The organism is Rathayibacter tritici (genome assembly GCF_001641005.1).
In the GTDB taxonomy this organism is placed as follows: Bacteria; Actinomycetota; Actinomycetes; order Actinomycetales; family Microbacteriaceae; genus Rathayibacter; species Rathayibacter tritici.
The window spans coordinates 2413086-2424464 of sequence record NZ_CP015515.1; the positions used below are offsets into that span (position 1 = coordinate 2413086).

The following is an 11379-nucleotide window of genomic DNA, read 5'->3' on the forward strand; positions in this document are numbered from 1 at the left end:
GCTGGCCGTGGTCCGCAAAGGGATCGCTGCGCGCGGAGTACCCCGGAAACTCCTCTCCGATAACGGTGCCGCGCTGAACCCGACCCGGCGCGGCGTCCGCGGCCAACTCGTCGACTACGTCACCGCGCTGGGCGTCGAAGCGATCACCGGGAAACCCGGGAAACCAACCACGCAGGGCAAGAACGAACGCTTCCACCAGACCCTGTTCCGTTGGCTCGACAAACAGCCCCTCGCCGCAACCCTCGACCAGCTACAGACGCAGGTCGATGAGTTCGATGACATCTACAACACCCAGCGCGGACACCAAGCCCTTCCCGGCCGGATCACCCCGCAACAGGCATGGAACGCGACCGACCCCATCGAACCGCCCCGACCCGCTCCCGCCCCCGACCTTCCCCAGCCGCTCACGAACACCTCGGGAACCGCGACCAGAACCGTCACCGCGAACGGCGTCATCGGAGTGGCCAGCACCCACGTCAAAATCGGCAAAGCCCACGCCAGAACGACCGTCCACGTCACCTGGAACCTCGACGCCATCACCGTCACCGACGCCCACGGCACCCACCTCGGGACCTTCCCCCGACCCCCCAAAGGCACCCGCTACATCGGCAACGGCAAACCCCGCGGCTTCATGGCCACCCACACACCGTCACCGATGTCCCGAGACACCAACCGTCACCCATGTCCCGAGACACAACCGTCACCCATGTCCTGAGACATCACAGCAGGCTCCCTCGACCGCCCGGGGTTCCCTCGAGGGGCGCTAGGGTCGTCCGGTGGGCAGCTACACCGATCTTGTGAAGACCCCCGGGGTGGGGCGCATCATCCTCGCGCAGCTGACCGCGCGCTTCCCGTTCGGGATGCTCTCGCTCGCGTTCCTCCTGCACGTGGAGCGGGTGCACCACTCGTATGCGGCCGCCGGCCTGGTGCTCGGCTCGATGTCGATCGGGCAGGCGATCGCGGGGCCGCTGACCAGCCGCCTGATGGGTCGGCTCGGGATGCGCCGCGTGCTCACGATCACCCTCGTGGTCTGCGCGAGCGCGATCATCGCGATGGCCGTGCTGCCGCTCGAGGTGTGGCAGTTCGTGGTGATCGGCTTCATCGCGGGCCTCAGCATGCCACCCGTGCAGCCGGCCGTGCGGACCATCTACCCCAAGATGGTGACCAGCTCGCAGCTCACTCCGCTCTTCTCGCTCGACGCCTCCGCCCAGGAGATCATCTGGGTGCTCGGCCCGGTGTTGGCCACCGTCATCTCGATCCAGGTGTCGACGGTCGCGGGCATCCTGACCGCCGCCGCGTTCCTGATCGGCGGCGGCATCTGGTTCATCGCCTCGCCCGAGGTGGGTCGCGTGCGCATTCCGCGCTCCAAGCGCCGCCTCGGAGTGGTGCTGACCAAGCCCCCGGTGCTGCTGGCGACGATCGTCGGCTTCCTCCTGATCGGCGCCTGCTCGGCTGTGGAGGCGGGCGTCGTCGCGGTCTTCGGCGAGGGCGGAGTCGAATCCGGCGTCGTGCTCGCGGTGTTCGCGGCGGGCTCCCTGGCCGGCGGACTCGCGCTCGGCCACATTCCGATCAGCCGGTGGGCGACGGCGCGGCGGATGCTGATCGTCACGGTCGGCATGGGCCTGGCGGCCGTCTCGACCGACTTCTGGTGGCTCTGCGTCACCCTCTTCCTCGCCGGCATCGGCATCGCCCCCGCTCTCGCGGCCCTGTTCGCGATCACCGCCTCCAGCGTGCGCTTCTCGGACACCGCGGAGGCCTACGGCTGGGTCGGCACGGGTCAGCTGATCGGGGCCGCGCTCGGCTCCGCCATCGCCGGGGTGCAGATCGACCAGGCCGGTCCAACCGCCGCGATCCTCGTCGCCGCCGCGTTCGCGCTGGTCGGCTTCCTGGTGCCGCTGCTCGGCCGCCGCTACCACCCGGACCTGCGCGGACGTGACGCCAGCCCCCTTCCCGACACGGAACCCGTCACCCTCCCCTCGTAGGGCGACATCCCGTTGTCCGCCACCCGTGGGCCCCCTAGTGTGGGGCCCCACGGCTCGGGAGGACGATGGCATGGGGCTGCGGGAGGACGCGGAAGAACTGGTGCGCGAGCACCGTCGCTCCGCTGCCCGCACCGACCTGCTCGACCCGTGGTCCGACCCCGAGAGCCCCGAGTGGTGCACCGAGCTCGCCGCCGCTCTCTGGCAGGGCTCGTTCCGGCCCAGTCCCGTCTATTTCCGCCGTGAGCAGTCCGCGCATGCCTTCCGCGGCCCGCACTCGATGCGTCTGCACCACCTCGGCTACGGCTGGCAACTCACCGCGCACCGGGAGCAGCACGGGGTGCTCGCCTCCGAGACAGCCGTCGTCCTCGAGACCGGCTCCCTCTGGCGCGGTCTCGGCGTCGGGCACCGCCCGGTGCGCGCACGTCGCGGCCGAGCCGGGGTCGAGGGTCTGCAGGCGGGTCACGACGTGCACTTCGCCGTGCGCGGCATCATCGAGCGGAGCGACGTGGCGCGTGCCGAGCGGCGCCTCCTCTTCGGGGTGGCCGGTCTCGCGGCGCTGATCGAGGACGGAGTGCGCGTCGGAGCGCACGGCGAGCTCGCCTGGAACGTGTGAGCCCACGTGTCAGCATGGGGGCATGAGCGTCCCCCTGATCCCCCTCAACGACGGCCGCGCGATCCCTCAGCTCGGGCTCGGCGTCTACAAGATCGGCGACGAGGAGGCGGCCCGCACGGTCGCCCTCGCCCTGGAGGCCGGCTACCGCCACGTCGATACCGCGACGCTCTACGGCAACGAGCGCGGCGTCGGCGCGGGTATCCGGGCGAGCGGCCTCCCCCGCGAGCAGGTCTTCGTCACCACGAAGGTCTGGAACGATGACCACGGGTTCGACGAGACTCTCGCCGCCTTCGACCGCAGCCTCGAGCTGCTGGGTACCGACTACGTCGACCTCTACCTCGTGCACTGGCCGATCCCCTCTCGAGACCGCTACGTCGACACCTACCGCGCGCTCGAGCGCCTGCAGAGCGAGGGGCGGGCCCGCTCGATCGGCGTGTCGAACTTCGCCGAGGAGCACGTGCAGCGCCTGCTCGAGGAGACCGGCGTCGTGCCCGCGATCAATCAGGTGGAGTTGCACCCGAGGCTGCCGCAGGAGGAGCTGCGCGCCTTCGACACCGCCCACGGCATCGTCACCGAATCCTGGTCCCCTCTGGCCCGGGGGCGGCTGCTCGGCGAGCCCGCGCTCGCGCGCGTGGCGGCGAAGCACGGCGTCTCGCCGGCGCAGGCGGTCCTGCGCTGGCACGTGCAGCTCGGCGTCGTGGTGATCCCGAAGTCGGTGACTCCGGAGCGGATTCGCGAGAACCTCGACGTCTTCGACTTCACTCTCGACGAGGAGGATCTCGCGGTGATCGCGGGACTCGCGACCGGCGAGCGCACCGGCCGCGACCCTCGGTTCGATTGAGGCTCTAGAGACGATGCCGGCGGGCAGCGCCGCGGCACGGCTCCTACCGACGTGACGCCTACGCCGACGACGCCCTCGTGCGAGGGCCGTTCGACCTCGTCGTCGGCCACTCGCTCGGCGGAGCGGTCGCGGTGCGTGCCGCTGCCCGCGACCGCGGCTGGGCGCGGCGCCTGGCGCGACAACCCCACTGCGACCCTCGCGATGCTCCGCGAGTGGGCCGAGAGCCCGGCGACGGTGTGAGCGCAGACGCCGTGTTTCGAGCGGATGAAATCTGGCAGGGAGGGACTGGGCGGATCTCCTTCCTGTGAATACCCTCGCAGAAGACGCGATTTTCTCCCAGTCTTCAGGGAGGAACCCGTCCGGACCGCCGACGCGGCGGCCCGTTCTCGAGGAGAGGGAGCCCCAGTGGCGCGAACCACCACGAACACCCCGAGCGGCCGTCGACGCCGCTCACTGATCGGCTCGAGCGCGATGATCGGTGCGGGCGCCCTCGTCGCCGGTCTCGCCTTCGCCCCGGCGGCGAACGCCGTCGAGCCGGTCGCCTTCGCCGCCACCGTGACGGTCGACGGCATCATGACCCACCTGGAGGCGCTCCAGGCCATCGCGGACGCCAACGGCGGCACCCGGGCGATCGGCACTCCGGGCTACGAGCTGAGCGGGGAGTACGTCGAAGCGGTCCTCGCATCCGCCGGTTACACCACGACCCGCCAGGACTTCACCACCTCGACCCAGACGATCGATGCCTTCACGCTGACCACCGGCACCGGCGCCGTCGGCACCCCGATGGAGTTTACTCCGTCGACACCCGAGGGCGGCGTGACCGGCGAACTGATCGCACCCGTCGATCCGCTGGGCTGCAGCGCCGATGCCTGGACCGGACTCGACGCCACCGGCAAGGTCGCGCTTGTCAGTCGCGGCTCCTGCAGCTTCCTCGAGAAGTCGATCGCCGCCGGTGCCGCGGGCGCCTCGGCGATCCTGATCTACGACAACGCCCCGAGCGATGCCCTCAACGGCACCTTCGGCGCACAGGACGAGGCCGCGGTCCCCGGCGTCGGACTCACCCAGGCCGAGGGCCAGGCGCTCCTGGCCGCCCTGCCCGCCAGCGTCTCGGTGCTGATCGAGCAGACCACCACCGAGGTGGCGACCTTCAACATCGTCACCGAGACCCCGGGTGGCGACCACGACAACGTGGTCATGCTCGGCGCGCACCTCGACAGCGTGCCCGCCGGCCCCGGCATCAACGACAACGGCTCCGGATCCGCGACGCTGCTCGAGACGGCCGTGCAGCTGGCCGCCGCGGGCGAGACCACCAACGCGGTCCGCTTCGCCTGGTGGGGCGCCGAGGAGGTGGGCCTGGTCGGCTCGTACACCTACGTCGACTCCCTGTCGGAGGAGGACGCCTCGACGATCGCGACCTACATGAACTTCGACATGGTCGCCTCGCCGAACTACGTGATTTCCGTGTACGACGCGAATGAGTCCACCTACGAGGCTCCCGTGGAGGTGCCGGCCGGCTCGATCGCGACCGAGAAGGCATTCACCGACTACTTCGACTCGATCGACCAGCCCTGGATCGACACCGCCTTCGACGGTCGTAGCGACTACGACGGCTTCATCTCGGTGGGCATCCCGTCCTCGGGAGTCTTCACCGGCGCCGACGACGTCAAGACGGAGGAGGAGGTCGCGCTGTTCGGCGGTACCGCCGGCATCACGCACGACCCGAACTACCACTCCGCCGCCGATGACATCGACAACATCAATCAGGAGGCGCTGGGCATCACGTCCAAGGCCATCGCGTTCGTGACCGCCTCGTTCGCCGCGGACACCTCCGCGATCGACGCCGAGAAGAACCCGACCACGCCGACTCCGGAGCCCAGCGCGACTCCGACCGCCGGGCCGCCCGTCCCCCCGATCGCGGAGCCGACCGTCCCCCCGACGACCGCTCCCACCACCGCGCCGACGAACGCTCCGACGAACGCTCCAACCCCGGGCAGCACGCCGGCGCCGGTCGCCCCGCACCCCGGCGGACGCCCGCCCCTGGCCTCGACCGGAGCCGACATCGGGCTGCCGCTGGGCCTCGGCGCCCTGCTGGTCGCCGGCGGCATCGGCGGGCTCCTGCTCGCCGCGCTGCGCCGCCAGCGCGCCGAGCGCGGCTAGCCGCCACCCCGGAGCCGTCCGGCCGTCGCCCTGCGCGACGTCCGGGCGGCTCCGTCGTTCCCGCCGCCTCTGCTTCCCAGACGCTCACGAACGGAAGGACTCCCTCATCGTTCCCGATCTCATCGTCCTCAATGGCGGCTCCAGCTCGGGCAAGACCACGATCGCCCGCTGCCTGCAGACGCTCCTCCCCGACCCCTGGCTCCGCTTCTCCATCGACGATCTGATCGACGCGCTTCCGCCGAACCTCGACGGTCGGGACGATGCCGGAGTGTCCTACGCAGAGGACGGAGAGGTCGAGCTCGGCGAGGACTTCCGTCAGCTCGAGGCCGCGTGGCTTGCCGGTCTCGTCGCCGTGGTCCGCTCCGGAACCCAGATCGTGCTTGACGACGTCTTCCTGGATTCGAGCGTCTCGCAAGCACGGCTGCGCAGCCATCTGGAGGGACTGACCGTGTTCTGGGTCGGCGTGCGCTGCCGCGCCGACGTAGCGACCGCCCGAGAGGCGACCCGCCGCGACCGAACCCCCGGCATGGCCGCCCACCAGGCCGAGCGGGTCCACCTCGGCGTCCACTACAACCTCCAGGTCCACTCCGACGACCACTCCCCCCTCACCTGCGCCCGCCGCATAGCGGCGGCCCTCCCCCTCCCTCCCCACCCCCACCCCCGCGAGGGAACCCCGAACCGTCGAGACCGCCTATTGTGATGTCTCAGGACATGGGTGACGGTTGTGTCTCGGGACATGGGTGACGGTTGGTGTCTCGGGACATCGGTGACGGTGTGTGGGTGGCCATGAAGCCGCGGGGTTTGCCGTTGCCGATGTAGCGGGTGCCTTTGGGGGGTCGGGGGAAGGTCCCGAGGTGGGTGCCGTGGGCGTCGGTGACGGTGATGGCGTCGAGGTTCCAGGTGACGTGGACGGTCGTTCTGGCGTGGGCTTTGCCGATTTTGACGTGGGTGCTGGCCACTCCGATGACGCCGTTCGCGGTGACGGTTCTGGTCGCGGTTCCCGAGGTGTTCGTGAGCGGCTGGGGAAGGTCGGGGGCGGGAGCGGGTCGGGGCGGTTCGATGGGGTCGGTCGCGTTCCATGCCTGTTGCGGGGTGATCCGGCCGGGAAGGGCTTGGTGTCCGCGCTGGGTGTTGTAGATGTCATCGAACTCATCGACCTGCGTCTGTAGCTGGTCGAGGGTTGCGGCGAGGGGCTGTTTGTCGAGCCAACGGAACAGGGTCTGGTGGAAGCGTTCGTTCTTGCCCTGCGTGGTTGGTTTCCCGGGTTTCCCGGTGATCGCTTCGACGCCCAGCGCGGTGACGTAGTCGACGAGTTGGCCGCGGACGCCGCGCCGGGTCGGGTTCAGCGCGGCACCGTTATCGGAGAGGAGTTTCCGGGGTACTCCGCGAGCGTGTCTGATGGTGTGTGTAAGGAGTGGGCCTCCTGATGGAAGGAATGACTCTGTTGGCTATCGATAGGGTGTCACGTGAAGCGCGGCGCAGGACCCAGGAGGCGGGCGCTGCGCGTTTGGTCGAGTCGGGCGTGATGGATGACCTGTTCGCGAAGATCGACGCGGGCGAGATCGAGTTGGAGGGCGCTGGAGGGCTGATCCAGCAGCTGATCAAGTCCGGGCTCGAGCGGGGGTTGCAGACGGAGCTGACCGAGCACGTCGGATACGAGAAGGGCGACCCGGACGCGGCGTTTCACGAGAACTCCCGGAACGGGTCGTTCCCGAAGACCGTCGCCACGAACGTCGGCGACGTTGAGCTGCGGATCCCGCGGGATCGCAAGGGAACGTTCACGCCTCGGCTGGTCCCGACGGGCAGCCGGCGGTTGTCGCAGTTGGACGAGATGATCGTGTCGCTGTATGCCGGTGGGATGACTGTCCGCGATATCGAGCATCACCTCGCCGCGACGGTGGGCACGGAGCTCTCGCGCGAGACGATCTCGAAGATCGTCGATGAGATCTCCGACGAGGTCCTCGCCTGGCAGTCGCGGCCGTTGGAGGCGTTCTATCCGGTGATCTACCTCGACGCTCTGATCGTGAAGGTCCGCGACGGCGGGCACGTGCGCAACAAGGCCGCGCACCTCGCGGTCGGCGTTGACATGGACGGCATCAAGCATGTTCTCGGGATCTGGGTCCAGCAGGCCGAGGGCGCGAAGTTCTGGGCGTCGGTCTGCGCGGAACTCGCGAACCGCGGCGTCCGTGACGTGCTCATCGTCTGCTGCGACGGGCTGACGGGGTTCCCGGAAGCGATCGAGGCGACCTGGCCGGACTCGATGGTCCAGACCTGCGTCGTGCACCTGATCCGCAATGCCGTGCGGTTCGTCGCCTACGGGCAGCGCAAGGCCGTCGCCGCCGCATTGAAGCCGGTCTATCAAGCGCCGACCGCGGACGCCGCCAGGACCGCGCTGGAGGCGTTCACGACGTCAGAGCTGGGGCGCGCGAACCCGCACGCGGCAGCGGTGTTCGAGAGCGCGTGGGAGCGGTTCACGCCGTTCCTCGCGTTCCCGCCCGAGGTGCGCCGGGTGATCTATACGACCAACGCGATCGAGTCGCTGAACTTCCAGCTGCGCAAAGTCACGAAGAACCGCGGACACTTCCCCAACGACGCGGCCGTGATCAAGCTGCTCTGGCTCGCGATCTGCGACATCGAAGACAAACGCGCCCGCGACCGAGCCCGCGACCGAGGACGCCCCGCCGCCGAACGTCGAGCTGAGGGACGCCTCGTCGAAGGACAAGTCGTCACGAATTGGAAGAAGGCTCTCGAGCAGCTCTCGATCGCGTTTCCCGAACGAATCCACCGCTACCTCTAAACCCCCGAGGACCACGCACTTACACACACAACTTGACAGGCTCTACTCCGCGCGCAGCGATCCCTTTGCGGACCACGGCCAGCGCGCCTTCCGTGGTTTCACCGGACGCGACGTGGGAGGCGACAGCGACGCGAGAGTGGTCATCGATGAGTTGGAAGATCACACACGTCCGGCCGCCCGTGAGCGCGTATTGGGTGGCGTCGAGTTGCCAGAGGCAGTTCGGCGCCGGATACACGAATCGGCGATACGCGGATCGGGGCTTCTTCTTCGGCTCGGGCACGATCACTCCGGCCGCCTGGAACGCTCGCGCGAGGGCTGCCCGCGACGGCGCTGCAAGACCCAGCTGCACCATCCGGTCGTGGACGCTGATCGGACCGTGGTCCAGCCCTGACTGCTCCAGCGATGCCCGCACGCGAATCGCTTGCTCGATCACAGCTTCCCCTGTTCTCGTGGGCGATGTCCGGGGTCGACGCGAGCGCGGGGCGAGCGCCTGGACCGGGCCCTCGTCCCGAGCATGCGCGCGGATCGCGTAAAACGATTTCCGGCTGATCCCGCACTCCGCGCAGAACGCTGTCACCGCGCCCCGCGGAGCGTCCTGTGGCCACTGAACGATAGCGAGACGAACGGACGAGGAGATCGGGGTGACAGCAGCCATCCCACGATCACGACCGAAAGAACCGTCACCACCAAATCCGCCAAACCGTCACCGATGTCCTGAGACAGAACCGTCACCCATGTCCCGAGACTTCACAGTCGAGACCGCCTATAACAGCGGGCTCCCTCGACGGTCCGGGGTTCCCTCGCGCGGGCGGCAGGGCTACCGGCGGCCGGGGACACGGTGTTCACTGGGCGCATGCGAGCCATCTGGAAGGGCGCGATCACCTTCGGCCTGGTCAACGTGCCGGTGAAGATCTACAGCGCGACCGAGGACCACGACATCCCCCTGCACCAGGTCCACGACAAAGACGGCGGCCGGATTCGATACCAGCGCAGGTGCGAGATCTGCGGCGAAGTCGTCACCTTCGACCACATCGACAAGGCCTACGACGACGGCGAGCGCACGGTGGTGCTCTCGAAGGACGAGTTGAAGGCGCTACCCGAGGAGCGCGACCGCGAGATCGACATCGTGCAGTTCGTGCCGAGCGAGCAGGTCGACCCGATCATGTTCGACCGCGCGTACATCCTCGAGCCCGACTCCTCGTCCCCCAAGGCCTACGTCTTGCTGCGACGCACCCTCGAGCAGACGGACCGCACCGCGATCGTCGAGTTCGCGCTGCGGCAGAAGACCCGGCTCGCCGCGCTGCGGGTGCGCGGCAACCTGCTGATGCTGCAGACCCTGCTCTGGGCCGACGAGGTGCGGGAGGTCGAGTTCTCGTCGCTGGCGGGGAGCACCCGGATCGCGGCGCGCGAGCTGGACATGTCAGCGCACCTGGTCGACGCGTACTCCGAGGACTTCGACGCCGCGAAGTTCCACGACGCCTATCAGGAGGAGCTGCGCACGCTGATCGACGCCAAGATCGAGCAGGGCGACGCCCTCGACACCGCGGCAACCTTCGGCGAGGCTCCGGGGGAGGAGGGCGGCGGCGAGGTGCTCGATCTGATGGAGGCGCTCCAGCGCTCGGTCGAGCGCAGCCGCGGAGCGAAGGGGGCAGCGGAGTCACCCGCGAAGGAGGCTTCACCGCCGTCACCACCGAAGACGCCTGCGAAAACTCCCGCGAAGAAGAAGGCGGCCGCAAAGGCGGCTGACACGGTCGAGGAAGGTGCAGCACCCGCGAAGAAGCGGCCGACGAAGAAGGCCGCGACGACCGAGAAGGCCGCTTCCTAGGCCGGCCGGGCTTGCCGCCGGATCCCGCTGCTGGCTAGGCGCGCTCGTCCACCCGGCCGGGAGCGTCCGTCCCGTCGACGTCGAGTATGTCGGCGGCGTCCACGTCGTCGAGGTCGACCGCGACCGAGCTGACCAGCGCGAGTAGCGCCTCCGCGTAGGCGTTCTCGGCCGCAGCGGCCTCGAAGGTCCGTGGCTGCCCGCCGAGTTCGACCTCGACGACGAACCGCAGCTGCGGCTCCGTCACCCGGCGGAGGGAACGGAACGTCCCGCGGAGCAGCTCCCGCAGCTGGTCCTCCCGCGGCAGCCAGAGCGAGTCCTCCAGCGAGACGGAGTCCAGGGCCCACTCCGTCGTGCCGTTAAAACCGAGGACCGTCCCGGTCGGATACTCGTGGGCCTCGATGGTCATGTCACTGACGGTGAAGACATCGCCGTCGAAGCCTTCCCGCTCGATGCGGAAGTGGTCGCCGGTGACGGGCGTCCAGCGCGCGCCCGCAGTGCGCAGGGCGCGGGCCAACTCGAAGGAGATCATCGGATGAGTGTGACGCGCGAAGCCGCGAACAGACCGCGAGTGCTGCCCTTCTCAACCGAGCCTTGTAAAGTCGCTCCGGCGAGAAGGAGAGCGAAAGGCAGGGCGATGTCGGACACGATCGGACCCGACGGCGCGCGGGTGGTGTCGGAGCGGATCATCGATCTGATCGTGGCGACGCGGGAGCACCTGGACGGTGTGCCCGGCCCGACCGCCGCTGATTCGATCGGCGTGGATTCGATCGGGTCGGCCGTGGTCGCGGGCTCCGCGGTCGGCTTCGACATCTGGGCTCCGCACGGAAGCACCGCCGCCGCGGACGCTGCGCTCGTCGCTCTCTACTGGGAGTCGCTCGGGATGTCGGTCAGGATCGCCCGCGACCGCCCCCTCCCCGTCGTGCACGGCACCGGCGGACCGGTGGACCGGGCCAGCTTCCGGACCGGGAACCTCTTCGGTCTCCACGGCCTCTACGGCGTCGACGCGGTGGCGCCGTGCGGTCCGGATCGGGCCTGACCGCACCCGGCGCACGCCCCGATGTCGGTGGATGAGTTTACGTTCATGAAATGTCCGGTTCACAGGCCGGGCACCCGCACTGCATTGCGTGACCATGCGTGCCCCTTCTGGGGGTGTGCCGGCCGCAC

At 69.2% G+C, this 11379-nt stretch carries 11 protein-coding genes and 2 pseudogenes; 9 read left to right on the forward strand and 4 right to left on the reverse strand.

The annotated features are described in order from the left end of the window. Positions 1 to 7 precede the first annotated feature (7 nt). From A6122_RS16625 to A6122_RS10945, 6 genes are all read left to right on the forward strand, one after another. A complete protein-coding gene (locus A6122_RS16625; protein ID WP_418320012.1) occupies positions 8 to 715 on the forward strand; it encodes an integrase core domain-containing protein in 708 nt (235 codons plus the stop codon). Positions 716 to 776: 61 nt separating this feature from the next. Beyond that, positions 777 to 1982 carry an MFS transporter gene (locus tag A6122_RS10925; protein WP_068254804.1) on the forward strand — a complete coding sequence of 402 codons (1206 nt, stop codon included), beginning with the start codon at positions 777 to 779 and terminating at the stop codon, positions 1980 to 1982. A gap of 70 nt (positions 1983 to 2052) precedes the next feature. After that, positions 2053 to 2595 (forward strand): hypothetical protein, encoded by a 543-nt coding sequence (locus A6122_RS10930; RefSeq protein ID WP_068254807.1) that lies wholly within the window; start codon positions 2053 to 2055, stop codon positions 2593 to 2595. Positions 2596 to 2617: 22 nt separating this feature from the next. Further along, positions 2618 to 3436 (forward strand): aldo/keto reductase, encoded by an 819-nt coding sequence (locus tag A6122_RS10935; RefSeq protein ID WP_068254812.1) that lies wholly within the window; start codon positions 2618 to 2620, stop codon positions 3434 to 3436. 405 nt (positions 3437 to 3841) lie between these two features. After that, positions 3842 to 5593, forward strand: coding sequence for a M28 family peptidase (locus A6122_RS10940; protein WP_068254815.1), 1752 nt, complete (start codon positions 3842 to 3844; stop codon positions 5591 to 5593). 121 nt (positions 5594 to 5714) lie between these two features. Beyond that, on the forward strand, positions 5715 to 6293 hold the full coding sequence (locus A6122_RS10945; RefSeq protein WP_257722323.1) for a chloramphenicol phosphotransferase CPT family protein: 579 nt from the start codon (positions 5715 to 5717) through the stop codon (positions 6291 to 6293). Positions 6294 to 6297: 4 nt separating this feature from the next. Here A6122_RS10945 and A6122_RS17330 read toward each other — a convergent pair whose 3' ends face one another. Further along, entirely contained in the window at positions 6298 to 6552 is a 255-nt protein-coding gene (locus A6122_RS17330) for a hypothetical protein (RefSeq protein WP_157593811.1), read from the reverse strand. Positions 6553 to 6693: 141 nt separating this feature from the next. Further along, positions 6694 to 6993 (reverse strand): annotated as a pseudogene (locus tag A6122_RS17335) (integrase core domain-containing protein); the annotation flags it as partial. A 125-nt stretch (positions 6994 to 7118) separates the two neighbouring features. On the opposite strand from A6122_RS17335, the gene A6122_RS10960 reads away from it, so the two are divergent. Continuing rightward, a complete protein-coding gene (locus A6122_RS10960; RefSeq protein ID WP_418320007.1) occupies positions 7119 to 8390 on the forward strand; it encodes an IS256 family transposase in 1272 nt (423 codons plus the stop codon). Positions 8391 to 8433: 43 nt separating this feature from the next. On the opposite strand, the pseudogene A6122_RS10965 reads toward A6122_RS10960, so the two are convergent. Next, positions 8434 to 9045: pseudogene (locus A6122_RS10965) on the reverse strand (DDE-type integrase/transposase/recombinase); the annotation flags it as partial. A 198-nt stretch (positions 9046 to 9243) separates the two neighbouring features. On the opposite strand from A6122_RS10965, the gene ku reads away from it, so the two are divergent. Further along, positions 9244 to 10215, forward strand: a complete 972-nt coding sequence (gene ku / locus A6122_RS10970) for a non-homologous end joining protein Ku (RefSeq protein WP_068254824.1) — start codon at positions 9244 to 9246, stop codon at positions 10213 to 10215. Positions 10216 to 10249: 34 nt separating this feature from the next. Here the strand turns inward: ku and A6122_RS10975 are convergent, their stop codons facing one another. Further along, a complete protein-coding gene (locus A6122_RS10975) occupies positions 10250 to 10744 on the reverse strand; it encodes a hypothetical protein (protein ID WP_068254828.1) in 495 nt (164 codons plus the stop codon). A gap of 105 nt (positions 10745 to 10849) precedes the next feature. Between A6122_RS10975 and A6122_RS10980 the strand changes: the two genes are divergently transcribed. Continuing rightward, positions 10850 to 11251 carry a hypothetical protein gene (locus A6122_RS10980; RefSeq protein ID WP_068254831.1) on the forward strand — a complete coding sequence of 134 codons (402 nt, stop codon included), beginning with the start codon at positions 10850 to 10852 and terminating at the stop codon, positions 11249 to 11251. Positions 11252 to 11379: the final 128 nt, after the last annotated feature.